This is a genomic window from Neobacillus dielmonensis (genome assembly GCF_000612665.1).
In the GTDB taxonomy this organism is placed as follows: Bacteria; Bacillota; Bacilli; order Bacillales; family Cytobacillaceae; genus Neobacillus; species Neobacillus dielmonensis.
On record NZ_HG942082.1, the window covers coordinates 55066 to 81940 of the forward strand.

General features: G+C 43.8%; 29 protein-coding genes. 7 read left to right on the forward strand and 22 right to left on the reverse strand.

Features of this window, described 5'->3' with window-relative positions; translation table 11 throughout:
• Window positions 1-104 precede the first annotated feature (104 nt).
• The 4 genes from murA to BN2425_RS20340 all read right to left on the reverse strand — a co-directional run bounded on the left by murA (window position 105) and on the right by BN2425_RS20340 (window position 3459).
• The gene (gene murA, locus BN2425_RS20320; RefSeq protein WP_042463420.1) at window positions 105-1418 is read right to left on the reverse strand and encodes a UDP-N-acetylglucosamine 1-carboxyvinyltransferase; all 1314 of its coding nucleotides are present in this window, start codon (window positions 1416-1418) and stop codon (window positions 105-107) included.
• 32 nt (window positions 1419-1450) lie between these two features.
• On the reverse strand, window positions 1451-2281 hold the full coding sequence (locus BN2425_RS20325) for a YwmB family TATA-box binding protein (RefSeq protein WP_042463423.1): 831 nt from the start codon (window positions 2279-2281) through the stop codon (window positions 1451-1453).
• A 234-nt stretch (window positions 2282-2515) separates the two neighbouring features.
• Window positions 2516-2752 (reverse strand): DUF1146 family protein, encoded by a 237-nt coding sequence (locus BN2425_RS20330; protein WP_042463426.1) that lies wholly within the window; start codon window positions 2750-2752, stop codon window positions 2516-2518.
• Between the two features lie 380 nt (window positions 2753-3132).
• Window positions 3133-3459: a general stress protein gene (locus tag BN2425_RS20340; protein WP_042463432.1), complete on the reverse strand. Its 327-nt coding sequence runs from the start codon at window positions 3457-3459 to the stop codon at window positions 3133-3135.
• A gap of 149 nt (window positions 3460-3608) precedes the next feature.
• Here BN2425_RS20340 and BN2425_RS20345 point away from each other — a divergent pair, with 149 nt between their 5' ends.
• Window positions 3609-3950: an IDEAL domain-containing protein gene (locus BN2425_RS20345; RefSeq protein WP_042463435.1), complete on the forward strand. Its 342-nt coding sequence runs from the start codon at window positions 3609-3611 to the stop codon at window positions 3948-3950.
• A 71-nt stretch (window positions 3951-4021) separates the two neighbouring features.
• Window positions 4022-4276, forward strand: a complete 255-nt coding sequence (locus tag BN2425_RS20350) for a GlsB/YeaQ/YmgE family stress response membrane protein (protein WP_042463437.1) — start codon at window positions 4022-4024, stop codon at window positions 4274-4276.
• A 75-nt stretch (window positions 4277-4351) separates the two neighbouring features.
• Here BN2425_RS20350 and BN2425_RS20355 read toward each other — a convergent pair whose 3' ends face one another.
• Window positions 4352-5722: a glycoside hydrolase family 1 protein gene (locus tag BN2425_RS20355; protein WP_042463439.1), complete on the reverse strand. Its 1371-nt coding sequence runs from the start codon at window positions 5720-5722 to the stop codon at window positions 4352-4354.
• 212 nt (window positions 5723-5934) lie between these two features.
• Here BN2425_RS20355 and BN2425_RS20360 point away from each other — a divergent pair, with 212 nt between their 5' ends.
• Window positions 5935-6849, forward strand: a complete 915-nt coding sequence (locus tag BN2425_RS20360; RefSeq protein WP_042463442.1) for an ROK family protein — start codon at window positions 5935-5937, stop codon at window positions 6847-6849.
• Window positions 6850-7043: 194 nt separating this feature from the next.
• Here BN2425_RS20360 and BN2425_RS20365 read toward each other — a convergent pair whose 3' ends face one another.
• The 10 genes from BN2425_RS20365 to BN2425_RS20410 all read right to left on the reverse strand — a co-directional run bounded on the left by BN2425_RS20365 (window position 7044) and on the right by BN2425_RS20410 (window position 18087).
• Window positions 7044-7667 (reverse strand): SGNH/GDSL hydrolase family protein, encoded by a 624-nt coding sequence (locus BN2425_RS20365; protein WP_042463444.1) that lies wholly within the window; start codon window positions 7665-7667, stop codon window positions 7044-7046.
• Window positions 7668-7732: 65 nt separating this feature from the next.
• The gene (gene manA, locus BN2425_RS20370) at window positions 7733-8677 is read right to left on the reverse strand and encodes a mannose-6-phosphate isomerase, class I (RefSeq protein ID WP_042463447.1); all 945 of its coding nucleotides are present in this window, start codon (window positions 8675-8677) and stop codon (window positions 7733-7735) included.
• Between the two features lie 18 nt (window positions 8678-8695).
• Window positions 8696-9565 (reverse strand): ROK family protein, encoded by an 870-nt coding sequence (locus BN2425_RS20375; RefSeq protein ID WP_042463450.1) that lies wholly within the window; start codon window positions 9563-9565, stop codon window positions 8696-8698.
• An 18-nt stretch (window positions 9566-9583) separates the two neighbouring features.
• A complete protein-coding gene (locus BN2425_RS20380; protein WP_042463452.1) occupies window positions 9584-10300 on the reverse strand; it encodes a GntR family transcriptional regulator in 717 nt (238 codons plus the stop codon).
• Between the two features lie 104 nt (window positions 10301-10404).
• Entirely contained in the window at window positions 10405-11808 is a 1404-nt protein-coding gene (locus BN2425_RS20385; RefSeq protein WP_042463455.1) for a glycoside hydrolase family 1 protein, read from the reverse strand.
• 163 nt (window positions 11809-11971) lie between these two features.
• Window positions 11972-13267 carry a PTS cellobiose transporter subunit IIC gene (gene celB, locus BN2425_RS20390; RefSeq protein ID WP_042463458.1) on the reverse strand — a complete coding sequence of 432 codons (1296 nt, stop codon included), beginning with the start codon at window positions 13265-13267 and terminating at the stop codon, window positions 11972-11974.
• Window positions 13268-13283: 16 nt separating this feature from the next.
• The gene (locus BN2425_RS20395) at window positions 13284-13616 is read right to left on the reverse strand and encodes a PTS lactose/cellobiose transporter subunit IIA (RefSeq protein ID WP_042463460.1); all 333 of its coding nucleotides are present in this window, start codon (window positions 13614-13616) and stop codon (window positions 13284-13286) included.
• A complete protein-coding gene (locus BN2425_RS20400) occupies window positions 13616-13927 on the reverse strand; it encodes a PTS sugar transporter subunit IIB (protein ID WP_042463462.1) in 312 nt (103 codons plus the stop codon). The genes BN2425_RS20395 and BN2425_RS20400 overlap by 1 nt, the downstream gene beginning before the upstream one ends.
• A 522-nt stretch (window positions 13928-14449) precedes the next feature.
• On the reverse strand, window positions 14450-15322 hold the full coding sequence (locus BN2425_RS20405; protein WP_081798154.1) for a CheR family methyltransferase: 873 nt from the start codon (window positions 15320-15322) through the stop codon (window positions 14450-14452).
• Window positions 15319-18087 carry a CHASE3 domain-containing protein gene (locus BN2425_RS20410; protein ID WP_052352982.1) on the reverse strand — a complete coding sequence of 923 codons (2769 nt, stop codon included), beginning with the start codon at window positions 18085-18087 and terminating at the stop codon, window positions 15319-15321. The genes BN2425_RS20405 and BN2425_RS20410 overlap by 4 nt, the downstream gene beginning before the upstream one ends.
• A 348-nt stretch (window positions 18088-18435) precedes the next feature.
• On the opposite strand from BN2425_RS20410, the gene BN2425_RS20415 reads away from it, so the two are divergent.
• A complete protein-coding gene (locus BN2425_RS20415) occupies window positions 18436-18906 on the forward strand; it encodes a Dps family protein (protein ID WP_042463464.1) in 471 nt (156 codons plus the stop codon).
• 111 nt (window positions 18907-19017) lie between these two features.
• Here the strand turns inward: BN2425_RS20415 and BN2425_RS20420 are convergent, their stop codons facing one another.
• The 4 genes from BN2425_RS20420 to BN2425_RS20435 all read right to left on the reverse strand — a co-directional run bounded on the left by BN2425_RS20420 (window position 19018) and on the right by BN2425_RS20435 (window position 21819).
• Entirely contained in the window at window positions 19018-20160 is a 1143-nt protein-coding gene (locus tag BN2425_RS20420; protein WP_042463466.1) for a PP2C family protein-serine/threonine phosphatase, read from the reverse strand.
• A gap of 86 nt (window positions 20161-20246) precedes the next feature.
• A complete protein-coding gene (gene sigB / locus BN2425_RS20425) occupies window positions 20247-21035 on the reverse strand; it encodes an RNA polymerase sigma factor SigB (protein WP_042463469.1) in 789 nt (262 codons plus the stop codon).
• A complete protein-coding gene (gene rsbW, locus BN2425_RS20430) occupies window positions 21001-21483 on the reverse strand; it encodes an anti-sigma B factor RsbW (RefSeq protein WP_042463472.1) in 483 nt (160 codons plus the stop codon). The genes sigB and rsbW overlap by 35 nt, the downstream gene beginning before the upstream one ends.
• Before the next feature lie 15 nt (window positions 21484-21498).
• Window positions 21499-21819: an anti-sigma factor antagonist gene (locus tag BN2425_RS20435; RefSeq protein WP_042463475.1), complete on the reverse strand. Its 321-nt coding sequence runs from the start codon at window positions 21817-21819 to the stop codon at window positions 21499-21501.
• A gap of 337 nt (window positions 21820-22156) precedes the next feature.
• Here BN2425_RS20435 and BN2425_RS20440 point away from each other — a divergent pair, with 337 nt between their 5' ends.
• On the forward strand, window positions 22157-22342 hold the full coding sequence (locus BN2425_RS20440; RefSeq protein ID WP_042463478.1) for a hypothetical protein: 186 nt from the start codon (window positions 22157-22159) through the stop codon (window positions 22340-22342).
• 206 nt (window positions 22343-22548) lie between these two features.
• Here BN2425_RS20440 and BN2425_RS20445 read toward each other — a convergent pair whose 3' ends face one another.
• Window positions 22549-22968, reverse strand: a complete 420-nt coding sequence (locus tag BN2425_RS20445; protein ID WP_042463480.1) for a hypothetical protein — start codon at window positions 22966-22968, stop codon at window positions 22549-22551.
• Window positions 22969-23185: 217 nt separating this feature from the next.
• Window positions 23186-24112: a magnesium transporter CorA family protein gene (locus BN2425_RS20450; protein ID WP_042463483.1), complete on the reverse strand. Its 927-nt coding sequence runs from the start codon at window positions 24110-24112 to the stop codon at window positions 23186-23188.
• Between the two features lie 134 nt (window positions 24113-24246).
• Between BN2425_RS20450 and BN2425_RS20455 the strand changes: the two genes are divergently transcribed.
• Entirely contained in the window at window positions 24247-24501 is a 255-nt protein-coding gene (locus BN2425_RS20455; RefSeq protein ID WP_042463486.1) for a hypothetical protein, read from the forward strand.
• Between the two features lie 133 nt (window positions 24502-24634).
• Window positions 24635-25222 (forward strand): cysteine hydrolase family protein, encoded by a 588-nt coding sequence (locus tag BN2425_RS20460; protein WP_042463489.1) that lies wholly within the window; start codon window positions 24635-24637, stop codon window positions 25220-25222.
• Window positions 25223-25298: 76 nt separating this feature from the next.
• Here BN2425_RS20460 and BN2425_RS20465 read toward each other — a convergent pair whose 3' ends face one another.
• Window positions 25299-26807, reverse strand: coding sequence for a mechanosensitive ion channel (locus BN2425_RS20465; protein WP_042463492.1), 1509 nt, complete (start codon window positions 26805-26807; stop codon window positions 25299-25301).
• Window positions 26808-26875: the final 68 nt, after the last annotated feature.

A 26875-nucleotide genomic window follows, 5' to 3' on the forward strand; every position in this document is an offset into this window, starting at 1 on the left:
AAATAGGGAAAAGCGCACATACATGTACGAAAAAACAACAAATAAAAACAGGACCCGTTTACCAGGCCCCGTTGCTTTGGTTGTATTCATATCTATTACTAAAATTAAGCGTTCATGTCTGATACGTATTTTGGCATATCGATGAAATGGTCTTCATCTTGCTCATTCACGCGCTCGATATCAGCACCTAAAGCGGCTAGCTTTTCATGGAAATTCACATAACCGCGGTCTAAGTGTTTGAGCTCAGTAACGCGTGTCACACCTTCAGCAACTAGCCCAGTTAAAATCAAGGCAGCCGCAGCGCGCAGATCCGTAGCTGAAACCTCAGCGCCCTGTAGATTTGAAGGACCATTTAGAATGACCGAACGTCCTTCAATTTTAATCTCGGCATTCATGCGACGGAACTCTTCCACGTGCATGAACCGATTTTCAAATACCGTTTCGGTAATCATCGAGGTGCCTTGTGCCCGAAGCAATAAGGCCATCATCTGCGATTGCATATCGGTTGGGAAGCCTGGATGCGGCATCGTTTTGATATCAACAGCTTTCAAGCGATCCGGTCCAATGACGCGAACGCCATCTTCTTCCTCGATAATCGTGACACCCATCTCCTCCATTTTCGCTATCAATGAAGAAAGATGTTCCGGAACTGCCCCGCGAACAAGGACATTTCCACCGGTAATCGCTGCAGCCACCATGAAGGTACCTGCTTCAATCCGGTCCGGAATAATCGTGTGTTCCACACCAAATAATACATCAACGCCTTCAATGCGAATTGTGCCAGTGCCGGCACCTTTCACTTTGGCGCCCATTTTATTCAAGAAGTTTGCCAAGTCCACAATTTCCGGTTCTTTTGCAGCATTCTCTATGATGGTGGTTCCCTTTGCAAGAGAAGCGGCCATCATAATGTTTTCCGTTGCTCCAACACTTGGGAAGTCCAGATAGATTTTTGCTCCACGCAAGCGGCCATTTACTTCCGCTTCAATAAAGCCATTGCCTACCTTGACCGTTGCACCCATGGCTTCAAAGCCTTTTAAATGTTGGTCGATCGGTCGAGATCCAATGGCACAGCCGCCTGGTAAGGCAACACGGGCACGCCCGTTTCGAGCCAATAATGATCCCATTACAAGTACTGACGCGCGCATTTTTCGAACATATTCGAACGGCGCTTCATCACGTAACACTCTAGATGCATCAACAACAACAGTGTTATGATTAAAAGCTACGTCTGCGTTTAGATAACGTAAGACTTCATTTATTGTGTATACATCGGAGAGTGTAGGTACATCATAAATTACACTTTTTCCATCACTTGCTAATAATGTTGCAGCGATAACAGGCAGGACGGCATTTTTTGCGCCTTCTACTTTAACCGTTCCCGTAAGCCTTTTTCCGCCGCGGACGATGATCTTTTCCAAGAGTATTCCCCTCCGCGTCCATTTTCTCTATATTAATATTCAATCGTAATGATAGGTGTGCCAACTACAACGGTAGTCTTTCCGCCCAATCCTTCGGAGCGTAATCCAATTTGCAGGTTCATGTTTTCGTTCTTCGTATCTATTGAGTCAAAAAACAAAGGGGATGCGGCCGATACTGACATGAACGTCTCCTCTTTTAACGCTTCGATTTCAGTTGCTTTGAACCCAGATAGCAGTTTTTTAGCAGTCTCTGGTAAAGCCCTATCAATCGTATCACTGTAAAGCCCTTTCACACAAGCAAAAACTGTAGGTTTTTCTCGAAATATGTCAGAATGCCTATTTTCAAATTCCGGTGATTTGAAAAAGGCTTCAGAGGCCTCGTTCCACTGTTTTCCACTGACTCGATAAACAGTATACGCAGTAAGTGGTTGTTTTGTGTGGGTTGCCATGATTTGAAGCATTTCAGTGTGGTGGTTCGATGTTGGAGATACTGCTGTCAGTTCCCATGATTCTGCGGTGTTTTTCTCCGTCCACTGCCATTCGGGAAACTTTTTCTTCAGTTGCTCTGCGTATTCTCTTACCTCTTGTTCACTTTTTAAGTCTGTTACTTGTTCTCTTGCATAATATGTCCATTCCTGAAGCAAAATATTTTCGGTTTTAAGTCCTTCGGTTAATTTTGCTAAGTCCTGAATGGGAGCGCCAGTTTCCTTTTGTTTTTGAAAAAAAGAATGGCTGCCGCCGTCGGTTTTTTCTGCAAGAACTGGTTTCAGACCGATGCCTGCCTCCGTTTTCATCCCAATAACAACCAAACAAAAACTAAACATGATCATCAAATATAAATACGTCTCACGATTCTTTTTCATTGTCTCTTCTCCCCCTTACTACCATTGTTTCCAATGGTAGAGGGAGCATACTTGGGAATTGTCGTCACTTTTTGACAACTCCGAAATCGCTAACCTTGTTTACGTTTGAGCAATATAAAAAACTTGTTATGAACAAGCTCATGTTCGTTTGTTAATTTCCACACAAACTTGATTGTACTCAATTTCCTCTAAAATGGGAACATGTACGAGGACCTAAATTTTTTCCAATTCTATTTACTCCAATATTAATGGCAGCTGCCGCGACCATTGTAGATAGTCTAGGAAAAAGTTACTAACAATGGAGCCGATCACAATGGCCAACAATATGTACAGTAATCGAGCCTGCATGATATGGTTTGGTTTTAGCACTTTGTCCAACCGAATGGCTTGCAAAGCCCACCAGGAAATACCAATAAAAATCAAATGTGACAGGATACTAACTAACGCAATTTGGCCAAAATCTTCCATTATAATTCCCTCTCTTTTAGAAACACTGTGAATATTCTATCACACTGTCGGGAATAAATGCTAAAAGTTACCATTTTGTTTTTATTTAGAATTTTTAAAAAATATGAGTTCACAGTTTAACTGCCTAAACCCAGTTACAATCATAGATCCGGGTTTAGGCAGTTCATTCTGTTTATTCTTATATAGCGTTCCATACTCGTGTTAAATTAAGTGGCACATAAACCTTGTCTCCCTGTATCTGTTGATGGATAATTGGATTTTCAAAGTAAGGATCTATTTCAGATTCCCTGCTAAAGTTGTGCCGCACGGTTTTACGATTACCCAATAAACGATCTAGACTTTGATTAGACACTTTCATCCTTTGTCTCCTCCTTGTCTTTCTATTAAGCGGATTTTGCAGCTACGACTACTACTTTTCCACGATCCAGCTGTTCTTCATATAATTCGGCCTCTCCTGAAGGGATACCTAGTGATTGTAACTTCGAGCGAAGTTCCTCCCCGCGTGAGCGGAACACATTAGCGAGGGAGTCCAGAACACCCTGCTCCGCCACCCCGATATTGTTTATCTCAAGAGAATCTGATAAGTCCTCCGAGCGCTTTTCATCATGGGCCAATAAATAAATTTCCTCTTTTGTGTACCCTTGGATGATAAATTGCTCGATTTCCTTTCTTGCAGCCACGCCGTTTTCTACTACTTTTACATAAGCCATTTTCATTCCTCCTCAAGGGTTAGTAGGTCTGCTTGACCTTGTATTTGGTGTATAACCGCTGCTGCACAAAATGAAACCTATTTTTTTATGGTTACAAACAAAGCGAACGCGGGTATATACACAATACCTAAGATTGGGAGGTAGAGATAATGAAGAAACTGAGATGCCGCCAGTGCGGCAACCATGAATTTTATGCGGTCGATGTTGGAGTAAACTTGTGCAAGTGCGGGTTATATTTAAGGAAACCCTCGGATTATCAAAAAGACGAACCGATTATAAGGAGAAAACACATTTATTCGGAGCAAAGAAGCCAGGCTGAGGTGATTACCAAGGTTAGTTTATTAAAGCGAGAAATCGACCTTTGTCTGGATGAGCGGGATCATGAGCGATTTCACAAGCTAACCAACGAATTAAAAATCTGCCAGCATTTTTTAAAGTCAAAAGCCATTGACCCTCAGATTTCCTTTATGCAAAACAAGTATCCAGTTTAATGGTTTAGGTCAAGGAAATACGGGTATATATTCACCATCCACCATTGAAAAATAGAAAGGAGAGATTTTTCATGAGTCTTATTTGGTCATTAATAATCGGAGGCGTGATTGGCTGGCTGGCCGGGCTAATTCTAGGACATGATATACCAGGAGGAATTATTGGAAATATTATTGCCGGATTTATCGGCGCTTGGCTGGGATCTCTCATCCTAGGAAGCTGGGGTCCCGTCGTCGGCGGCTTCTACATCCTGCCAGCCCTCATCGGCGCCATCGTCCTTATATTTATCCTAAGCTTCCTCCTTAAAACTCTGAACCGAACAGCCTAAAAATGTTAAAAAAGCTCCTATTTGTAGAAGAGTGGCCAACTTGTCCCTGATCTTCTACAATAGGAGCTATTTAAATTAGTCTATGATTTCTCCATTTGTACTAATGACTTGTTTATACCAGTCAAAGCTTTTCTTCTTATATCTATTTAAATCCCGTAAATCGGTTTCTCCGCGGTTGACGAAGATGAAGCCGTAACGTTTTTCAAATTGGCCGCCGGAGCTGATTAAATCGGTTGCTCCCCATGTTAAGTAGCCGATGACCTCAACGCCCTCTTCCATTGCCAACTTCATTTGTTTGATATGATCCCTTAAGTAGTCAATCCGATAGTCATCTTCGACGGTGTTGTTTTCATTTAACTCTTCACGGACGCCAATTCCGTTTTCCGTGATAAAAATCGGCAGCTGATAACGGGCATACATGTCTTTTAAACAAACCCGCAGGCCGATAGGGTCAATGGCCCAGCCCCATTCATTTGCCTCCAAGTGCGGATTTTGTACCAAGCCTGAGATGATCTCTTGCTTGTCCACTTTCTCCGCACTAACCGTCTGACTTTGGTAATAGCTGATGCTGATATAATCCACAGTATTATTTTTCAGCAATTCAGCATCGCCGTCTTCCAATACAGGCATAATCCCTTTTCTCTCCAGATCTTTTGCCACATAGACTGGATACTCGCCGCGGGCAAAAACATCGAGATAAAAGTCGACCAACAGTTCTTTTGCTTTCATATTGGCAATCGCATCTTCGGGCTTGCTGGTATTCGGGTAGGTAACCTGATAGGTCACCATACCTGCCATTTTGCCGTCTGGAACCAGTTCATGAAGCGCTTTAACTGCCTTGGCATGGGCAACAAATGCATTGTGTGCTACTTGGTATCTTAGTGCTTCCTCATTTTCAGCCCCATCTAGAGAACAGCCCCAGTGATGTGGATTCGTCAAAATTAAATTCTGCTCATTAAAGGTTAGCCAGTATTTCACTTTATGGCCGAAGCGCTTAAACACGGTTCTCGCATAACGTTCAAATAAATCGACTACTTTTCTAGAGGCAAAGCCATTGTATTTTTCCGCTAATGCAAGCGGCATGTCAAAGTGATAAAGAGTAATGACCGGCTGGATGCCGTTGGCAAGGAACTCATCAAATAAGTCGTCATAAAACTGAAGTCCTTGTTCGTTTACTTCGCCTTCACCGTCAGGGAAGATTCTCGACCAAGAAATACTGGTGCGGTAAGCATTCATGCCCAATTCCTTGAACAGGGCGACATCCTCCTTATACCGGTGATAAAAATCCACCGCTGTTTTCCAGTCAGATTGCCCTTCTTTCACCGGACGCGTGTCAACAATCGATAGCCCCTTGCCATCCTCGTTCCATGCACCCTCCGTTTGAAAAGATGTGACAGCCGAACCCCATAAGAATCCATCAGGAATGATATTAGTATGATTGGTCATGTTCTACTCTCCTCCATTTTTATCTGTAGCTGTGAGCGCAAATCAACAACCTGGTTTTAACACAGCTTCGCATTATAAAAACGCTTACTTTATTAGTATAACATATGTCTATACTCTTTGTTTAAAATGTATAGACATATTTCAATTGATTGTAAAAAAAGCGCTTACTTGATACGATTTATTTATCCAGTTTCTCTAGGAGTTGAATCAAGATGAATAACTATATGGTCTTTGATGTTGGCGGCAGTAAAGTGAAATACGCAGTGATTACGGAGACGGGGGATTTTGTATCTAGAGGGGATTTTCCATCCCCGTTGGACGATTTTGAGAAATTCCAATCAGAGATTGTGGCCGTCACTTTGGAAAATAAACAGCCCTTTTCTATAAAAGGGATCGCGTTTAGCTGTCCCGGAGGCGTCGATAGTGAAACAGGTATTATTGGCGGTGCCAGCGCTTTACCTTATATTCACGGCCCGAACTTTAAAAAAATCTTTTCTGAAGCGACAGGGCTTGCGGTTGAAATTGAGAATGATGCCAATTGCGCGGCGTTAGGAGAAGTGTGGAAAGGAGCGGCCAAGGATAACCAAAATGTCTTATTTGTAGTGATCGGGACAGGGATCGGCGGAGCAATTGTTAAAAACCGGACCATCCATAAAGGGGCCAACCTTCATGGCGGCGAAATCGGCTACATGGTCATGAACGTTCACGAACAAGATGGCCGCCTCACCACTAAGACCTGGAGTGAAGTAGGTTCTACAGGGGCACTAGTAAGAAGGGTGGCGGCACTAAAAGGAATCCATCGCTCCGAATTGGACGGCCAAAAGATTTTTGCATTGGCCGAACAAGGCGATCCTGACTGCATTAAAGTCATTGACGAGTTTTACTTATATCTGGCACAGGGAATTTACAATAGCCAGTATGTCTATGATCCTGAAAAAATCATTCTTGGCGGGGCAATTAGTGTCCGCGAAGATTTAATTGAGCAGATTTATAAAAAACTGGATCGAATCTTAGCCGCGGTCGGGTTGGCCAAAGTCCGGCCGGTCATCGAAGCGTGCCAGTTCCGTAACGACGCCAATCTGCTCGGCGCCTTATTCCACTTTTTACAGGTTCGTAATCTTAAATAACGGCTGTTTTCGTAGATATTGAGTGTTTCTTTTAATAATGGGGATTCTGTAAGATGTATTAGCTGCTGTTCTTGCGCTTTTTCTGAGCGAACGGTCGTTTATCGCTATTACATCTTCTCAGCAGTCTATTAACATAGAAAAATTAGATAAACAAAGCGGGTGTCCCCTATTGTGCCATCCGCTTTGTTACATAATTAGAGCTGTGGCAGACAAGATTCCACCCATGTTTTGGCCAACAGCAGGTTCCCGGCTGAATTCATGTGAACTCCATCCAACGTCAGCTGTTTTGCCGATGGAAGCGACAAATAATCCAGTAATGCCTCATGGACAGGCACCAGAATTGCATCATATTCTTTTGCGAGCCTGTGAACGGCCTCCACATATGGCTTCAACATGATGTTTCCGAGGGAATCAGCCTCTTCGCCATGAATGGTTGGCTCCATAAGAATCACTTTGGCGCTTGTTTTGGCAGTTAAGTCTAGCAGCAGCTCTTGAAGGATTTTTTCATACTGGTCAGGAAACACCAACTCTTTCTTCGGATGGTCAAGCCTCCTCCAGACATCGTTGATTCCTATTAGAATCGAAACATAATTAGGATGTTCCGAAATTACATCCTGGTCCCATCTTGAAACCAGGTCGGTTACATGGTTGCCGCTGATCCCCTTATTCATCACTGTTGGAGCCTGGGCGGGATTTGTGATCAATAAATAATCGCGGATGATGCGGACATATCCAGAACCAAGCCCTTCCGGATCCTCATTCCGCCCACAATCCGTCAGACTGTCCCCCACAAATAATAACACTTCGTTCTTTTTCAACGTATCCTCCCCTTACTATTAAAAAACAGGAAGGCTGTTACACCCTCCTGTTCTTCTATTTGCGATTATCGATGGGAGACAATCAGTTGGCAATCTCCCTGAATCGTAAACTCTTCCACACCAACAGGAATAATCAAGTGAGCCCCTTTAGTCAGCGCATACTCGACGCCGTCTTGGATCAGCGTACCTTCTCCATTAATTACACTTACTAATAGGTAGTGTTCTGGGTCAGAGAAACGGGCTGTTCCCTTGACGTCCCACTTGTAGACAGAGAAAAAGTCAGATTGGACGAAAGTCGTCACGACTGCCTGATCTTTTTGGTCCACTTGTTGATTGGTTTCACTGTCACGATGTGGGACCGTTGTAACCTCAATCGCTTTATCTAAATGCAATTCGCGTAAATTGCCCTGGTCGTCCCTGCGGTCATAATCATAAACTCGGTACGTTGTATCCGAGCTCTGCTGGGTTTCCAAAACAAGTGTCCCTTCACAGAGCGCATGAATCGTGCCGCTTGGCACAAAGTAAAAGTCACCCGGCTTAATTTTCACACGGCGAAGCAACTGGTTCCAATCACCATCTTCCACCAGCTTGACCAATTCTTCTTTGGTTTTCGCATTATGACCAAAAATCATTTCCGCATCTTCTTTACAATCAATGATGTACCAGCATTCCGTTTTTCCCAACTCGCCATTTTCATTGACCTTTGCATAGGCATCATCAGGATGGACTTGGACAGACAAATCCATATTGGCATCTAAAATTTTGGTCAATAAAGGGAACACTTCCTCTTCTGGATTCCCAAACAGCTCCGGATGTTCCTTCCATAGCTTGTCCAAGGTCATCCCCTCGTACGGTCCGTTTGCGATCACGGATGGTCCATTCGGGTGGGCTGAAATGGCCCAGCATTCTCCGGTTTTATCGTTCGGTATATCGTAACCGAATTGGGTTTTTAACGCCGTGCCTCCCCAAATTCTTTCTTTAAAAACAGGCTGTAAAAATAATGGCTGCATCTTGTTGATTCCTCCTGCTTATCTAATTTCCTCTTGCCGTGCTTGATGGGCGAGAAGAAGCGAACCTGTAATCCCCGCCTTGTCCCCTAACCCCGGACTGACAATATAATCGGACAGCTCAGGAAGCGCGATATAGTCGTTCACAAGTTCCGGCAAATACTTGCGGATGGCAGTAAACACTTGCTCTTGGTGCATGACTCCGCCGCCCAAGATAATTTTCTTTGGCGACAGGATCAACATATATTGCATAAGAGCTTGGGCCAGATAATAGCCTTCTAAATCCCAAACCTCTGCACGTTCTGCTAGGTTGACTCCTTTTTCGCCCCAGCGTTCTTCAATGGCTGGTCCGGCTGCAAGTCCTTCTAAGCAATCATGATGGTAGGGGCATTTTCCTTGATACTGGTCATCAGGATGACGCCGTACTAAGATATGCCCCATTTCTGGATGAGAAAGTCCCTGAAGTAATTTCCCTTGAACCACTGCCCCAGCACCAATACCGGTTCCCACCGTAATGTATAAACAGCTGTCCAACCCTTTTGCCGCACCCAATGCTGCCTCTCCTAGAGCTGCCGCATTAACATCGGTATTAAAGCCGACTGGCACGTCAAACGCTTCTTTCAGCGCCTGGACAAACGGGTAGTTTTTCCAAGCGGTTTTAGGAGTTGAGGTAATGTACCCATATGTGAGACTGTCTCTATTCACATCAATGGGACCAAACGATCCAATCCCGATCGCGTCTAGCTGATATTTTTTAAAAAACTCCATCACTTGGGGAATCGTTTCGTTTGGTACGGTTGTGGGAAATTGTGTTTGTTCTACAATATTTCCGGTTTCATCACCAACAGCACAAACGAATTTTGTTCCTCCTGCTTCAATAGCCCCTAACATGTTTTGTCCCTCCGTAGGTTAGTTTCGGATCATGTTGACGGTTGTCACTTCAAATTTATCATATCGATGCCGAGAAAACGAATATTCAAACGGCACCCCATTATTTAAAAATCCAACATGCTCCACTTCCAGAATCGGATCATCAGGCAAACACGCCAAATATTGCTGATCGAGTTCATCCGACTTGCAGGCCCTGATTTTCCGATGAGAGCCAGCAAGTGTCAAACCTAGTTTCTCGGTAATGTACTGATAAATGGATCCATTTAGGACCTCATCATCAATTCCAGGAATTAACAGAGCTGGCATATACGTTTTTTCCATTACATACGGTTCGCCATCCACGATGCGCAACCGGATTAGATAATAAACTGGTGATTTCATATCAATTGCGAGGTGTGCTGCCACTTCTTCGGATGGGAACTGTATGTCAAACGAAATGACTTGACTAGTAATAATATGATTTTTTAACAGCCTGGTTAATCCTAGCGATTCTGTGCCTACCACATTCACCCGATTATTTTGGATCGCAGACTGAACAATAAAGGTGCCATGCCCGCGTTTTCGGTACAGCAGCCCCTCGGTTCCTAATATATCAAGAGCACGTTTCATTGTCATTCGGCTGCAGCCAAATTCCTTCGATAGTGAGATTTCATCCGGGATCGGCTGATCAATCGGATAAACCCCGTCTCGTATTCTGTTTCTGATTTCTGAAGAAATAGCTTCATACTTCGTCATGACTGAACCACCCTATTAAAATCAAGATAATTTGCTAACTTCATTATATTCTAATTTTTCAACGAAATTATTTAAAAAAAGATGGCCAAAACGGCCATCTCTCTTTAAAATCCGTTATTGGCAGACACTGTTTTGAACCATTGTCCACTCTTTTTGATTGTCCGCTCTCCGTCTTTATCCAAGTTGACAGAAACAAATCCATAGCGGTTTTTATAGGCATTTGTCCAAGACCAGTTATCCATAAAAGTCCATAAATGATACCCTTTCACGTTTGAACCCTCTTGAATCGCTCTGTGAACCCATTTTAGGTGTTCCTCGATAAATTCAATCCGGTAATCATCCTGAATGATTCCATTTTCATCACGGAACTTCTCTTCGCCTTCGACACCCATGCCGTTTTCAGAAATATAGCATTCAATATTTCCGTAATTTTCTTTTAAATTGATAAGAATATCATAGATGCCTTTTTCATAGATTTCCCAGCCGCGGTGCGGGTTCATCTTCCGCCCGGCCATCACATAATAGTCAAAATAACGCTCTGGCATAAATGGTGCTTCCGGATTTGGAAGATTTTCTTTAGCCTTCACACGTCTTGGTTGATAGTAGTTCACACCCAAAAGATCAATCGTATTATTTTTAATCACTTCAAGGTCTTCAGCTTCGTATTGCGGCATAAACCCTTCTGCTTTTAAAATTTGAACCAATTCCTCAGGGAACTCCCCTTTTACAGAAGGATCCAGGAATGACCGATTGAAGAAAGCATCACAAATAATAGAAGCTTTTACGTCAGCTGGATTTTTACTTCTTGGGTAAGACGGTGTCAGGTTTAACACGATCCCAATTTTTCCATCCTGGTTTAACTCTCTGTAAGCCTTGATGGCTTTAGCGCTTGATAAAATGGTATTGAAGGCAACTTGTACGGCTTTTCCGAAGTCTACTACATTTGGATAATGGAAGTCGTACAAATATCCGCCTTCGACCGGTACAATTGGTTCATTATGCGTGAACCATTTTTTCACTCTGTCGCCGAACAATTCGAAACAAGTTGTTGCATATGCTTCATAGGCATCAACCACTTCTCTGCTTTCCCAGCCGCCAATTTTCTGCATTTCCATTGGCATATCAAAATGGAACAATCCAACAAATGGTTCGATTCCATTGTCAATCAATTCATTAATAACGTTATTATAAAACTCAACGGCTTTCGGATTGACTTCGCCATTGCCATTTGGTATTAAGCGAGACCATGAAATTGACATCCGGAACGAGTTATGGCCGATTTCCTTCATTAATTTAATATCTTCTTTATACTTGTAGTAAAATTGAGATGTTTTATCAGGACCTACTCCATTGAAGAAACGGTTTGGTTCTACTTCATACCAATAATCCCAAATATTTTGTCCTTTTCCGTCGATGTCTGCTGCCCCTTCGGTTTGTGTCGCTGATGCGGCTGAACCCCACCAGAAGCCTTCCGGAAATTTGTATTGTATGTCATTCGTTGCTGCCATTTGTTGTAGCTCCTTTACCTATTTATATTCATGCGTGAAAAAAAGGGCAGGGACTCCGGTCGCAAATCCCTTTGCAGTACCCGTTAATTCACCTGCCCTTTCTTGTGCTAAGTTCTAAAAAATAACTCTATTGATTCATTCAACAGGTACTCAGAATGAGATCCTAAGCTGCTGCTTCACTTTCGTCTTTCTCTTTCTTGACATTGACGCGGTCAAGAACTTTTAAGAATGGGAACCAGATGGCAAACACGATTGCGATATTCACTAGCTGTAGAATACCACCGGCTAGTGAGTTGGTTGCCATCATACCATTGATAAAGATTGGCACCGTCCATGGTACGGATACACCGGTTGGCGGTGGTACTAGTCCGGAAGACATCGCGAAGTAAGACACTAACGTAACAACCATTGGTGATAGAATCCAAGGAACAATGATTACTGGGTTCATTACGATTGGCAAACCGAAGATGACCGGTTCGTTTACGTTAAATATTCCAGGTCCGATCGCAAGTCTACCCACTTGTTTCATTTGCTTACTCTTCATAAAGAACAGCATGGTTAGAACTACTGCTAACGTCATTCCTGTACCGCCCATACCTACTGTATAGATTTCCATGAATGGTTTAGAAATGATATGCGGTACAGGCTGCCCTGCTGTATACGCATTTAAGTTTTCAATCATTAGCGTGTTCCAAATTGGGTCCATTACGGAGTTGATGATAATTTGTCCATGCAAACCGAAGAACCATAGAATTTGGATAAAGAAGATCGCTATCAAGGTTGGGATAATACCACTGCCCAATCCAGTTAATGGAGCCTGAATGGCTTTGTAAATAACATCATGCAAGTTTGTGTTAAACACTTGAGTAACGAACACATTAATCAGTAAGAATACAGTCAGAGTAATCAATGCCGGAATTAATGCTGCAAACGATTTGGCAACTGCCGGCGGAACGCCTGGAGGCATTTTGATTGTGATATTCTTCTGCACAACTCTCCGGTAGATTTCTGTAGCCAAGAAGGCTGTAATCATTCCAAGGAACATTCCTTTGGCACCAAGGCGATCCAATGGAATAACCCCGGCAATGGCTGCTCCCTTTTCAGGCTGGTAAACAAACGGAGTTAATAAAAGGAAAGAAACAAGTGCTATTGCTCCGCCGAAAACGGCCTCTACATCATAACTTTTGGATAAATAATATCCGATACCAAATACAACAAATACCGACATAATGCCCATGGTCGCAGAGGAGGCAATTCCAAAGCTGCTTTGGAATGTCTTGATGGCTCCTTCACTCATGATTTTGCTTAAAAACGGCAAGTTGGTTAAGACAACAAAGATCGAACCGAAAATGGTCAATGGAAACGATAACATAAATGCGTCCCGTAATACGGATAAATAACGATTGTTATTTAACTTCCCTGCAATTGGGACCATGTATTTACTTAGCGCCTCAAACATAGGATTTCCTCCCGAATTAGATATTTTTTGCTTTAAAGATTTCAAGTAATTCTTTTACAAGTTCTTTCATTGTGATGGTGGACATCAGATGGTCTTCTGCATGCATCAATAAAAGCGCGAATTCCACTTTGTTACCCGATGCTTCTTGCTGAATCATTTTAAAATGAATGTCATGCGCAACTTTTAAGTCTTCTTCCGCTTGGACAATAAGATTTTCAGCTTCTTGCTGGTTGCCTTCACGATATTCGCGAAGGGCCTGGATCACTTTACTTCTAGCATTTCCGCTGTGAAGAATTAGCATAAAGTTGGTTTGTTCTGCGGTAAGTGTATCCAAATCAATGTTTTCCATTATTTATCACCCATTAATTTCAATGCTTGTTCATACGCTTTTTTACCATCAGCTAAACCGTAAGCCATCATGTCGATGACATCGACTTTAATTCCGTATTTATCAGCTTCTTTTTGTAGTTCGCCTTTTAAGAAGCTCATTTGTGGTCCAATCAATACGACATCTGCATTGGCCATTTCTTTTTTAGCTTGATCTTGGCCAACCGCCCAAATTTTTGCTTCCTCATTGATAGATGCAACATGCTGCTCCATTTTTGTCACCAAAAGACTAGTTGACATCCCAGCACTACAAGCTAATAAAATTCGTTTCATTATGATCAAACTCCCTTACAAGTATAATTTAAAGCGCTGTCTTAAGCGTTTTCTAAAAACGTTTACTAAAACCGCTTACAAATATTATTATAATCATTTTGATTTAAATGTCTATACATTTTCGAAAAAAATATAAACATTTATTTTTTATTGTCTAATTATATTTCTTTAGGTGTACTAAATATTCTAACTCAATACGATAGGCTTATTCTGCCTTCCAAAAACTTACACCACCTATACAAGTTGTAACTTTCAGAACAAACACAAAAAGACTTGCACCCAATCGCGCAAGCTTGATTTCCATTATTACAAGACTATGGTGGGGCCTTCTTCACCGCTTTACTTTGGTGGGGGCCTGTCCCCCAGCGCTTCACCGCTTTACTTCAGCGGGGGCCTGTCCCCCGATGCTTCACCGCTTTACTTTGGCGGGGGCCTGTCCCCCAGCACTTCACCGCTTTACTTCAGCGGGGGCCTGTCCCCCGGCGCTTCACCGCTTTACTTCAGCGGGGGCCTGTCCCTATCCTATTTACGGTAAATCCGTTCTTGAGGGTTGAATTCTTGGTATTTGATGTTTTTGGGCATGTAGAGGATGGATTCTTTGCTTCCCAGTCCGATGAATCCTCCGTCTGCCAGGCTGTTGTGGATGAGGGTGTGCACTTGCTGCTGCAGGGTGTTGTCAAAGTAGATCATCACATTTCGGCAGAGGATGACATGGAATTCGTTAAACGATCCATCTGTTACTAGGTTATGCTGCGCGAAGGTGAGATTTTTGTTCAAATTAGGGCGGAAATAGGCATACTGATGGTCTGTGGTATAGTACTCAGAAAAGGACTTTTTTCCGCCTGCTTTTAAATAGTTTTTTGTGTATTGCTGCATTTTCTTTAGTGGAAATGCTCCTTTTTGTGCCGCCAGAAGGGCTTTTTCATTCATATCCGTTGCGTAAATCCTTGTTTTGGCTGCCAGCCCTTCTTCGAGCATCAGAATGGCCATCGAATAGACTTCCTCCCCTGTCGCACAGCCTGCATGCCAGATACGGATTTCCGGAAGGTCGCGCAGCAATGGCACGACCTGTTCCCGAAAAGCAGCAAAAAAGCTGGGGTCTCGGTACATCTCCGTCATCCGGATCGATAAATCATTCAACAACCGTTCTAAATACCCTTGATCGTGCAGCACTTTTTCCAATAGCGCCGTTATCGTCGGCAGCCGCTCTGCCTTCATGCGATATAGAATCCTTCTGGTCAGCGACGACCGCACATAGCCGCGGAAGTCATATCCATACAATTGATATAACCCATCCAGAAGTAAATTGATTTCAATTTGCTGAAGTTCGTTCGGTTCAAAAGCATCATTTTCTTCTATTAAATCAAACGTTTGATTGATGGACTTGATACTCACCTTGGATTCACCTGCTCTGTCAGCCACACACGCATCAACGAGAATAGCTGATCGATATTTAATGGTTTCATAATATAATCAGAAGCTCCTGCCTCCATGCACTTATCGCGTTCTCCCTTCATCGCCTTCGCTGTCAACGCAATAATCGGGAGCTCTTCCATCTGCAGGTCGTTGCGAATGATTTCCATCGCTTCATAACCGCCCATGACCGGCATCATGATGTCCATGAAGATTAAGTCAAAGTCAGCCTGTGCTTGCAGCATCTCAATGGCCCGCTTGCCGTTCTCTGCCACCTGCACCTTTACTCCCTTTTTCTCAAGAGCTGTCACAAGTGCATAGACATTTCGGCTGTCGTCCTCGACTAATAGTACTTTTTTTCCTTTAAAAAATTGATCATCAGGGCATTCCGTGATTGCAGCAGATTCATCCTCCTGAGCCTCCGGTGCATCATCAAGCTTTTCCACTGGCTCTGTTATCGCACCAGCTGCCACTTCACTCATAGCAAGGTCCAGTGCATGATACTCCCGCTCTACCATATTCGGAACATATAGGGTAAACGTGCTTCCCTTACCAGGCTCACTTTGTACCTCAATCGTGCCCCCAAGCAAACGAGTAAATTCGCGGCATATGGACAAACCGAGTCCGGTTCCGCCGTATTGCCGGTTGGTCGTGCCATCGACCTGCTGGAAGGCTTCAAAAATAATTTGCTGCTTTTCGGCTGGAATTCCTATTCCGGTATCGGTTATTGATATCGCAAGCACGGTCTCTCCAGCATGATGTTCAAGCAATCCTTGAAGTTTGCTCGGCTCGGCAAGTCCAATTTCTACTGTAACCGATCCTTGTTCCGTAAATTTAAAGGCGTTTGATAATAGATTTTTCCAGATTTGCTGCAACCGTTGTCCGTCCGTCGATATGATCGGCGGCACATCCGGACCGACGATCACTTCAAAACACAGCCCCTTTTTAGCAGCTACCGGATCAAACATGCTTTTCATCATCTGCGGTAATTCTGTCACATTGACTTCATCTGATAATATCTCAATTTTTCCCGCTTCAATTTTTGATAAATCAAGGATATCGTCAATCAACCGTAATAAATCAGTTCCGGCCGTGTACACCACTCGTGCTGATTCTCTTACCTCGTCCCCGTCCATTTCCTCCGTGTTCTCCATCATCATCTGTGACAAAATAATGATGCTGTTTAACGGTGTGCGAAGCTCATGTGACATGTTCGCTAGAAAATCGGACTTATACTGGGAACTCATCTGCAGTTTCCGTGAATAATCTTCCAGTTCGTCTTTCGCTATTTTTAGATCATGTGCGCGCTGCTCGGCATATTGCTTCTGTTCCTCCAAAAATTCATTGGTAATCCGCAGCTGCTCCTGCTGCATTTGCAATTCTTCCGATTGGGCTTGGAGCTCTTCGGATTGCGCCTGAAGTTCTTCGGTTAAAACTTGCGATTCAGCCAGCAGCCTTTCCACTTCCATCCGGCCGGCGACATTGGTAATCGCTGAACCAAATTTATCTTGAAGCATGTCCAATAGAGTTAAGTGCTGGGAGAGAAATGGCTGCAGTGCCGCAAACTCAACGACCGCCTCTACCTTGTCCTCCACAACAATCGGAGCAATCAATAAGTTCCTTGGTGAAGACACACCTAATCCAGAGGTCACCTTGATATGCTGTTCGGGCAGCTGATCAATCAGAAACAAGCGTTTATCCAACGCCGCTTGGCCGATTAGCCCTTCTCCCAGCCGGAAGCTTGCACTAGCTGGCTCTTCCTTTGTCAGGGCATACCCGGCTGCTTTCACATAAACGGTCTCCTTCCCATTACTTTTGCGGAGATAGACGACCCCGTAAACCGCCTCAAGTAAGGGAGCCAATTTTGTCACAAAGGCCTGTGCCAATTCGTCAATGTCTGTGATTCCTTGATACATCGTGGAAATGTCAGCCACACTTTTTTGTACCCAGCTTTGTTTTTCCAGACTACTGAGAAGGTTGTTCATCGCGTCTGCCAGCTCGCGGGTCTCGTCACGTGTATTGACTTTTATCCGTGCCGTAAGGTCGACCTCAGAAGTGGAATCGGTAATGCTTTTAATGGTCCTAACCACCTGTTTAATGGTTTTGGCGATGGAATTGGACAGAAATAACGCTGTCGCAATGGTAATGATCGACACCAAAATGATGATTGCGTACAGGGCAATCCTTAATTTGGTGTTGTTCTGATAGAGGTGGTCGATTCGCCCGCTTGTCAGTTTCTTTTCAGTCGACAGAAATGAATCGAACTGTTTGCGCAGCTGATCCGTTACATTTTTACTTGTATTATTTTTAAAATTCTCGACCACTGCCGCTCCGTTACCGGCGCGTTTTTGATTGATGAGGTATTCCCCAGAATCGTTTACCCACTTGGTGATCAAGGGTTTTATCTCTTCCAGCATTCGCTGTTGTGCTCCGTTTTCTTCTAACAGAGCATGCAGTTTATTGTAATTATCCTGCCAGCTCCGGCTTCCCTGATTGTAGGGCTCAAGATAGTCTTCATTGCCCGTTATCACATAACCCCTCATGCCGGTTTCCATATCCAACACATTCTTTTGAATCTGGTTTGCTAAATCATGCACTTCCATATCATGTTCGGCTACATAATCCACCTCGTTCTGCAGCGCCGTCATCCTGCTAATCACAATCAGCAGAGACAGCACCAAACAAAACAAGACAAACAAATAACCCGACAAAATCTTGGCACGAATATTATAAACAAAACCTTTCAACTCAACCGCCCCCTTGCTTCATTACTGTACAGTGGCGGGGGCCTGTCCCCCACTACTTTAACGCATTACTTTGCTGGGGGCCTGTCCCCCGCTGTTTTAACGCATTACTCCGCCGGGGGCCTGTCCCCCGCTGTTTTAACGCATTACTCCGCTGGGGGCCTGTCCCCCGCTGTTTTAACGCATTACTCCGCCGGGGGCCTGTCCCCCGCTGCATTACCGCATCACTCTGCTGCCAAGGGGCTGGTGCCCCGGTCATTTCTAAGATATATCTTTTTTAGGTTTTGAGTGTTTGGTTTAAGGGTATTTAATGAGTATCACCACTTATTAATTAAAATGGAGGTAGTTATTATGGTAAAAACGATGACAAAGGGTAAGGCTAAGGCCGGTCAGGTGGCTGAATTGCTAGATACGCAGGTTGCTAATTTTTCGGTGCTTTATATGAAGCTGCACCATTTTCATTGGTATGTAAAAGGTGAGAACTTTTTTACACTGCACGTTAAATTTGAAGAACTCTATAATGAAGCCGCGCTCCATCTCGATACCATCGCCGAAAGAATGCTGTCTATCGGCGCACAACCTACCGCCACATTGAAAGACCAATTACAGCTCGCTTCTCTAACTGAAGCGAACGGCGAGGAAACTGCTCAAGACATGGTGCAAGCACTAACAGACGACCTTGACGCCATTTGCAGTGAGCTCACCGAGGGAATCACTGTCGCTGAAAACCACGAAGACCAGCCGACTGCCGACCTGATGACCAATATACGCACTTCACTGGAAAAACACAGATGGATGCTCCAAGCCTACTTGTCAGAGTAGGAGCATCCTCCCTCCCCATCTCTATACCATTCTGGGTGTCAGCACTAGATGCTGACACCCTCTCTTTGTTGTTGCCAGATTCATAACCAACCCCAGCCTACATCACCCTCACTAACCTCTTGTCGATAGCATCACCAAACACATATCATCCATTGGAGCAGAATCCTGCTCGGAGCTTGGCTGCAACTGCTGCAGCAAAGCAGCTGGATCATCCATATCCGGCATAAGCAGGCAGTTGGTAATCTTCCTTAAGGCTTGCTCATAATCTTCCTCAAGCGATTCTGATACCCCATCCGTAAACAACAAAATCCGTACCCCATCTCGGTACGAAATCACACCTTTCGAGACATCGATCTCCTCAAACAAGCCCAGCGGGCAGCAGCCCTCCATCATCATCTCTTCTTTGCCATCCACCACCGCAATTCCCGCCGGATGCCCTGCATTCACATATTCAACCGTCTGTTTTTCAGTATCAAGTACCAAATAAATGGCCGTAAAATAATAATTTAATAGACTATCTGGCATATGAAGCTGATTCATGCGCCGATTCAATTCTTTCATCACCCTTTCCGGATCGCACATACCTGTGATGCTATCTTTTAAGACCGAATAAATATACATGCACACGAGCGATGATGAAATACCATGCCCCATCATATCAAGCAAAATAACCCCATAACGGTTCGGACTAATCTTGTACCAGGCATACAAATCACCTGCAAGTTCAAATGATGGTTTATACACTGCCGAAATGCTGACGCGTTCATCCTGAAGCGGACTGCTCAGCACACTGCGCTGCACCTGCTTGGCCAAGTCCAATTCATACTGAATCCGCTTTTCCCGTTCTTTCCGCAAATCCTTCTCATGCTTCAAACGGAGCACTGACCGGATCCTGGCTAACAACTCGACTTTATTGATTGGCTTCATCACGTAATCAAGCGCCCCTGCATCCATTGCTTCCGCCATCTTATAGGAATCCCCCATGGCCGTGACAAAAATAATCGGCAAGTCGTGATACCGCTCGTTGCTAAGAATCGTCCGACATGCCTCCATCCCATCAATTTCCGGCATCATTAAATCCAGCAAAATCAAGTCCACCCCAACTTCTCCTGGATCCTTTGCCTCCAGCTGCAAATAATCATATAGCTCCCTAGCAGAACCCAGCAAAACCAACTGATCATACCCAGCCTTCCGCAGCACCTTCTCGACAATCATTAAATTGGTCACATTATCATCAACAATCACAATATTCATCGATACTCATCCCCTTTGTAAGCCCCCAGAAAGGTGCCTGTCCCCCAGTGTATTAACGCATTAACGCAGCGGGGGTCAGGCACCTTTTAGTTGATTGAGTGGTAGGCGTCGCTTGAGAGTGCTCGCCGCAGTTTCTCAAGAGCCTTTTTTTGCAGGCGGGATACGTGCATTTGCGAGATTCCCAGTTGCTCGCCTGTTTCTTTTTGGCTTTTGTTGGCGACGAATGTGTAGTGAAGAATATGCTTTTCTCGCTCGGATAGAACGCTTAGTGCGCTTTCAATCGACAGCATCCTCTCGACTTTCTCGAAGTTTTCATCGGGAGTTCCCATGATATCCAAGGTGGTAACCGTACTGCCATCCGAACCCATTTCAAGGGTTTGGTCCACCGAGGCGGTTTGGTAGCTTTTCCCCATTTCCATCGCTTCCAACACATCCTCTTCTGAAATCGCTAAATACTCGGCAATTTCTTGGATTTTCGGCGACCGTTTATATTGAGTGGTCAGCTCGTCCACCGCTTTATTCACCTTCGGCCATACTTCCTTGATTCTTCTCGGAACATGAACGCTCCACGTTTTATCTCTTAAAAACCGTTTGATTTCTCCAATCACCGTAGGAATCAAGAACGATTCAAACGGTTTTCCTGCTTGCGGGTCATACCGTCTGATGGCAGCCAATAAACCAACCATTCCGACTTGCATCATATCCTCATGAAGATTTTTTCCTTTCGAATACTTTCGCGCCAGACTCCCGACCAGCGCCGTATAATGCTCCACTAAGATCGTCTGGGCCAGTTCGTTGTCATGTTGCTGAAATTCTAAAATCAGGGCATCGATTTCTTCCTTAGTTCGCTTCCTGGGCTGTGCTAGTTGTCCCATGAGTTTCACGCTCCCCGCTCAGATACTTCACCATGAAGACCGTTACACCGGAATGATTCAGCACACGGACCTCATCCATGAGCGTTTCAATCAAATATAGCCCTAACCCTCCCTCGGAAAGCTGCTCCACTGTGCTAGAATCTGAGTAAGGTCCCAGTTCGTCTCTAGTCTGTAAAAAACTAAAGCTCTTGCCGCTGTCTGCCACCATTAACTCCAGCTTGTCGGGATAAATGCCAAAGCCGACAATCACTTCGCCGCCTTCATCCGTTGGGTAGGCATGCTGCACAGCGTTGGTACAGGCTTCACTGACCGCAATTTTGATATCCTCAATTTCCTCGTAGGTATAGCCCATGCGGCTGGCAATCCCCGATAACGTTAACCTGATCACACCGACATAGTCCGGTTTTGCCGGAACTTTCATTTCAATATAATCCATCACTTGTTCCATCGTCGTCCCCCACCTCTAAACATTCGCAGAAATATTCATAATGTGACTTAACCCGGTAATTTCAAAGAGCCGCTGTACTCGATTCGATAGATTTACCAATCTTAACTCTCCATCTTTTTGCTTCAACTGTTTAAATAAGCCAACAAAGACACCAAGCCCGGTGCTGTCCAAATAAGATACATTCTTCAGGTCAATGACAATAACAGATGCCATATCGCCTTCCGCATAGGGCGATAATTCCTCTCTTAATTTTGGTGCGGTAAACGCATCAATCTCCCCTGCTACCTGTACCCATATCTCTTGATTCTTCTGTTGAACATCAATTGCTAGATTCATACATCCTCACCTCTGATAGCTTTAGTTTCTTAGTACCCGCTTCCAACCCTGGTTAAACCACTTTTTTTAAAAATTTCTTTTTTGCATTATATCAAAATATTCCAACTCATCGAATAGACGGAACAGCCTAGTCCTTTTGTACTTTTTAGAAAAAGGCTCTGTTAAATTCGGCTGTTGATTTCCGCTCCAGCCCCGTACTCCCGCAGGAGTCGAGCGCCTTCCGCTCCAATCAACAGAGTTAAAAAATCAAACATTTTCGTTTAATAGAGCATAAAGAAAAGGGGGTTTTGTGATAGTGAGAGTTGGGTAAATACACATAAAAAAGGAGATGAGCTACATGGAGAAACTGGCCAAACAATCAATCAAAAGAGGCTGTTCTGACAGCGAGCAGAATGGCAGCATGGCGAGAAATTTTGAGGAAGTCAAAAAGCTTGGCAAAGAAATGGACCAAGCTAAAACAGGAACTGAGCTGGAGGAAGACGACCATAAAACACCTGATCCCCTGCAAAACCAGCGGCCCTGATCATAGGGTCGCTGGTTTTTTTTAGGCTTTTTCTTCAGACTGTTGGGAAGATAAACGACCGTTCGCCCGGAAAAAGCGCCAGAACCGTCGCTTATACATCTTACAGAATCCCAATTATTATCTTTTATAAAGAAAACAACGATATCTATGAAAACAGCTTTATTAAAACAAAGAGCTTGCACCCATGGGTGCAAGCTCCTTGTATGTTATTCCTTTTGCCGGTACTCTTTCGACGCATTTTTAGACATCGTATCGCCATATCTCAATCCGCTAGTATCCTTCGGTTCTCTATCACCATAAAGCACTGTCGGGTCGCCATCCATCAGTTCGTCCCTGTTGAAATTGGGAATACCTTTTCCATCACGCCCAGGGTCACTATCAGCTCTTCCCCCTCTAAGGTGAAGCTCCGAATCTTGTCCCAGTGGCAGTTCACCGTTTGTGGATGGGTCCCTGATTTCTTGTAACCCCTGTTCCCTGTCAATGATAGAATCCCGCTGTTCTCGTAATCCTCTATCGTTATCATCGGACTTACGCATGTCTCGATTGTTTTTACCGTCCATCTGTCGTCCATTCCGTTGAGAAAGTGTTTCGTCCATTTCCATTCGATCGATTTCATTCTTTGCCATTTCCGATTCCTCCTCTACTTTTTTCTGTCTGCTGCCATTACTTTAGATACGGTAAATTCCACGCAGCCCACATATTTCAACCACCCTCTTTCTTCCTTTAAGCTAGATACTTAGTTCAGGTTACTTTGTTTGTAACCTTGATAGTGTTATACCACCCGGTAGTCATGCCAAAACCCACTTTGGCTCATTTAATCTTTTTGAAATACTTGTAACTTGTTTATTTAAAAAAGGAACCTCGCTTTTTCCCCTTAAGCAAGTCACCAGTCCAGCCTTTCATTTTTAAATAAACATAAAGCAGTATAGTAGAAATAAGAATTATAATGATGGAGAGACTATAGCCATAGCGCCAGTCGAGCTCCGGCATATGCTTAAAATTCATTCCCCATAAGGCGCCAAACGCCATAATCGGCGTAAAAATGGTTGTCATCACGGTCAATGTTTTCATAATCTCGTTGCCGCGATGCGATGAAATGACTTCTTCCAGGTTAATCATTGAATCTAGCTGATGTTCGTATTCATTCAGCAAAACCATGATTCGCTCCGTCCGTTTGCTAATCGTTTGAAAAATTTTGCTGCCGCGAATCCCCTGATAGCCCATCTCATCAATCGCCATTTTGACTTCATTAATCGGAATCAAGAGATTTTTACAAACCAACAGCTCATGCCTGCGATGGTACACCTTCTCTAAAATTCCTGTTTCATTTCGCTTTCTGACACTCCAGACCAAGGTTTTCAGTTCCTCTTCAAATTTGTCAATCCCTACTAACAATTCATTGATGACCTCACCTAGAAACAGCAAAAATCCCTCAACGGCATTTTTCGTAGCTCGGATTTGCCTAACAAACCTATCAGGCGTGATTTGTTTAAGCTCCGACCAATCCAGATTCACGGTAACCAACAGCTTTTCTGTGAGGTAAAAATGAATAATTTTATAGTCTTGCTCATCGGATATATTCTGTTTATAGATTAAGGAACCATTGACGACTGGTTCTTCATCAGCAAAACAGTTTACTCTTAGATAGTTGGTTTTATTTTTGCGAACATCGTCAAGCCAGGCAATGATCTGTTCGTCACTTATCCTGCCCTGTTCATTTTCGTTGAGCTGAATCCATTGCCATTGGCCTGTACCGAAAACGTTCTCCATTATCTTTCCTCCCATATCGTGGTGTTTTTTATCTGCATCCCCTCATTATTGCCCAATTAAACTTTAAAAAAATGTTTGATATCAAAATTAGGCGGGTATTCATAGTAAAAATAGTACTTAAGGAGTGATTGGGAATGAAACGAGGATCATTATTAGCGGTAGGAATGGGCGCCTCCGCTGCGTTATGGTTAGCGAATAAACCAAACCGCATCAAGGCAGAGACCTTTTTACGTGAGATGAAACGGAAAGTCAAACCGACCGTTTTCCAGAAGACGGAGCTGCCGGTCAAAAAGGGCGGCCACCCACATCCACATGATGTAGAAGATAACAATATGGTCAGCGAGGGTGCGATGTATTCGGTGCAATTTTACAATGAAAAAATGCAGTAACTTTAAGGGATGTATAAAAGCAAAGCCATTCGCTTTGCTTTTTTATTGCGCGCATTCTTTTTCTCTCTAGGCAGTTTAAACCACTTCATTTGGCAAAAAATAATGAGAAACCAATAACACGGAGGACTTTCACATGAACCCATTTCTAGAACTGCCTGCCCTGCTCATTCTCGACGTTCAAAACGGTTTTGATGATCCTTTTTGGGGAGAACGGAACAATCCCAAGGCTGAGCAGAACATTGCGAGATTGCAAAAAGAATGGAGAAAGAGAAAAGGGCATATCCTTTACACCAAACATTTATCGTTGCTGCCAGACTCTCCACTAAATTATAAAAACGATCATGGTACAGAATTTAAAGATCTCATCAAGCCGTTGTCCACTGAAATGGTGTATACCAAAAATGTCAACAGTGGTTTCATAGGCACGGAATTGGAAACCTATCTCAAAAAAAATCAAATCCAGACGGTCGTGATCACAGGCTTGTCTACTCAGCATTGTGTGTCAACTACAACCCGGATGAGTGCCAACCTTGGCTATCAAACATTTTTAGTCGAAGATGCCATTGCCGCATTCGCCATTACAGACCATAAAGGGATTTATCACGACGCGGCATCGATTCAGGAGCATGAGTTAGCCATGCTGCAAAAAGAATTTGCCACGATCGTAACCACTGATGATATTCTCAACGAACTCAGCCGATTAAAAGTCATCTCATCTTGAATGGAGGACCTTTTTTTCAGATGAAATCCTTCAAAAAAACAACCGAAATCATGAAGGATTTCGGTTTGTTTTTGTTTTATAAACCGCTGTTTTCTCGGTCCAATTTATGGTCCAACTTTCTTAAATATTTACCAGCAAAATCTGTTCCACCAAGTCCGAATGCCAGTCCAAACGCGAGGGCCACACCACCTAACACCAGGATAAACGCCGCATTCACAATTGAGTGCGCCACACCCAGCTGGTCTAATGCCATAAACGCAGTAATCACAATAACGGCATACTTACTAACCTTAGAAAGGATTCGGGAGTAGCTCTGTTTCACCACACTTTGCAGTACACATTCAACCAATTGGCCCAGGTACAGTCCAATTCCGAGGATCATCACCGCAGCGAACAGCATCGGAAGGTAGGCAATCACCCCTGTTAGCAAGGTGACTAAAAAGTCTAGATGGACAATTTGTAACGCTTCGGACGTAAATAATAAGACCACCACGACTTTCGCCAGCACGCCGACTAACTGCGATAAGGTGTACTTTGATTTTTCAGGCGTTAACGTTCCAAGCCCCATTCCGGTAAATACATAGTCGAAACGCAAGCGCCACAGCATTTGTGAGACCCATTTTTCCACCCATTTTCCTAACCAGATGCCGGCTAAAACCAGGATGACGGCCACCAGGATATTGGGAATTAGACCAAGTACTTGCTCCAGCATCGATACCGCAGGGTCCGAGATTCCCTTCAGGTCTAGTTTTTCCAAAGCTGCAATCACAGTCGGAACGAGAATCAAGATGAACACGATGTTACCAATTAAGGATGAAACGCTAGATTTCTCACCAGTCCTGAATAATTCCAAGCGTTGGCCGAGCTTATCTGTTCCGATGCTCTTTAAAAAGTTGACTACAATGTCGCGGACGAGTTTTGCTACCAGCCAGCCAATCAACAAAATCAGGGCTGCTGCAAAAAACTTAGGTATAAAAGCAAGGATGGCCGTGAGAACATTGGCAAATGGTTCGGAAATTCCTCTTAGCTCGAGCGCCCCCAGGACTGCTGGCAAAAAGAATAATAGGACCAAATAGAAGAATGCTTTGGCGATGCTGCTCACTTTGTTGGCTGCTTCAATATCATTGTCGGCCAGCTTCCATTTAACCAGCTGTTGTTCCAAATGAACCATCGAGGCTCCTTTTTTAATCAACTGACGGATCACATAAGCAATTCCCCATGATAATAGAAGAATCAGCACCGCTTTTAATAGATGAGGAATCGCTGCCGTCATCGTTGAGACCATCGTGACAAGCGGTTCTGCAATTAAATGCAGGTTCAGCATATTGAAAAAGATAATCCACACGACAACCAGTAAGGCATAGTAAACTACTCTTCCGATAATCGATTCTGTTGAATATTTTCTGTTTCCAAAGTTTGAAAATAATTTATTGTCCAAATGGGTTTTGGTCAATGCCGTTGCTGCCGCTTTGCCCATTCCTTTTGCCAGCAGCCAGCCGATTAATAAGACTAGCAGAGCCAGGATCAGGTGCGGAATCTGGTCTGTGTACAGGTACCAGCCTCTCGTGATCTCCCTAAACGTCATTGAACATCTCTCCTTTTCTCTCATTGTTGGTTAATGTCATACCCTGCCCACATTGTTTTAAACATGAT

What these genes read in the sequence shown, in the direction of transcription:
- BN2425_RS20350 (WP_042463437.1), top strand. Translation starts at nt 4,022, where the DNA reads ATGAGTCTTATTTGGTCATTAATAATCGGAGGCGTGATTGGCTGGCTG.
- BN2425_RS20440 (WP_042463478.1), top strand. Translation starts at nt 22,157, where the DNA reads ATGGAGAAACTGGCCAAACAATCAATCAAAAGAGGCTGTTCTGACAGC.
- manA (WP_042463447.1), bottom strand. Translation starts at nt 8,677, where the DNA reads ATGCAGCCATTATTTTTACAGCCTGTTTTTAAAGAAAGAATTTGGGGA.
- rsbW (WP_042463472.1), bottom strand. Translation starts at nt 21,483, where the DNA reads ATGGAACAAGTGATGGATTATATTGAAATGAAAGTTCCGGCAAAACCG.
- BN2425_RS20340 (WP_042463432.1), bottom strand. Translation starts at nt 3,459, where the DNA reads ATGGCTTATGTAAAAGTAGTAGAAAACGGCGTGGCTGCAAGAAAGGAA.
- BN2425_RS20445 (WP_042463480.1), bottom strand. Translation starts at nt 22,968, where the DNA reads ATGGCAAAGAATGAAATCGATCGAATGGAAATGGACGAAACACTTTCT.
- BN2425_RS20375 (WP_042463450.1), bottom strand. Translation starts at nt 9,565, where the DNA reads ATGTTAGGGGCTATTGAAGCAGGAGGAACAAAATTCGTTTGTGCTGTT.
- celB (WP_042463458.1), bottom strand. Translation starts at nt 13,267, where the DNA reads ATGTTTGAGGCGCTAAGTAAATACATGGTCCCAATTGCAGGGAAGTTA.
- BN2425_RS20355 (WP_042463439.1), bottom strand. Translation starts at nt 5,722, where the DNA reads ATGACCAATCATACTAATATCATTCCTGATGGATTCTTATGGGGTTCG.
- BN2425_RS20385 (WP_042463455.1), bottom strand. Translation starts at nt 11,808, where the DNA reads ATGGCAGCAACGAATGACATACAATACAAATTTCCGGAAGGCTTCTGG.
- BN2425_RS20420 (WP_042463466.1), bottom strand. Translation starts at nt 20,160, where the DNA reads ATGAATATTGTGATTGTTGATGATAATGTGACCAATTTAATGATTGTC.
- sigB (WP_042463469.1), bottom strand. Translation starts at nt 21,035, where the DNA reads ATGGGACAACTAGCACAGCCCAGGAAGCGAACTAAGGAAGAAATCGAT.
- BN2425_RS20435 (WP_042463475.1), bottom strand. Translation starts at nt 21,819, where the DNA reads ATGAATCTAGCAATTGATGTTCAACAGAAGAATCAAGAGATATGGGTA.
- BN2425_RS20325 (WP_042463423.1), bottom strand. Translation starts at nt 2,281, where the DNA reads ATGAAAAAGAATCGTGAGACGTATTTATATTTGATGATCATGTTTAGT.
- BN2425_RS20380 (WP_042463452.1), bottom strand. Translation starts at nt 10,300, where the DNA reads ATGACGAAGTATGAAGCTATTTCTTCAGAAATCAGAAACAGAATACGA.
- BN2425_RS20395 (WP_042463460.1), bottom strand. Translation starts at nt 13,616, where the DNA reads ATGGAAAACATTGATTTGGATACACTTACCGCAGAACAAACCAACTTT.
- BN2425_RS20460 (WP_042463489.1), top strand. Translation starts at nt 24,635, where the DNA reads ATGAACCCATTTCTAGAACTGCCTGCCCTGCTCATTCTCGACGTTCAA.
- BN2425_RS20465 (WP_042463492.1), bottom strand. Translation starts at nt 26,807, where the DNA reads ATGACGTTTAGGGAGATCACGAGAGGCTGGTACCTGTACACAGACCAG.
- BN2425_RS20400 (WP_042463462.1), bottom strand. Translation starts at nt 13,927, where the DNA reads ATGAAACGAATTTTATTAGCTTGTAGTGCTGGGATGTCAACTAGTCTT.
- BN2425_RS20450 (WP_042463483.1), bottom strand. Translation starts at nt 24,112, where the DNA reads ATGGAGAACGTTTTCGGTACAGGCCAATGGCAATGGATTCAGCTCAAC.
- BN2425_RS20415 (WP_042463464.1), top strand. Translation starts at nt 18,436, where the DNA reads ATGGTAAAAACGATGACAAAGGGTAAGGCTAAGGCCGGTCAGGTGGCT.
- BN2425_RS20455 (WP_042463486.1), top strand. Translation starts at nt 24,247, where the DNA reads ATGAAACGAGGATCATTATTAGCGGTAGGAATGGGCGCCTCCGCTGCG.
- BN2425_RS20360 (WP_042463442.1), top strand. Translation starts at nt 5,935, where the DNA reads ATGAATAACTATATGGTCTTTGATGTTGGCGGCAGTAAAGTGAAATAC.
- BN2425_RS20345 (WP_042463435.1), top strand. Translation starts at nt 3,609, where the DNA reads ATGAAGAAACTGAGATGCCGCCAGTGCGGCAACCATGAATTTTATGCG.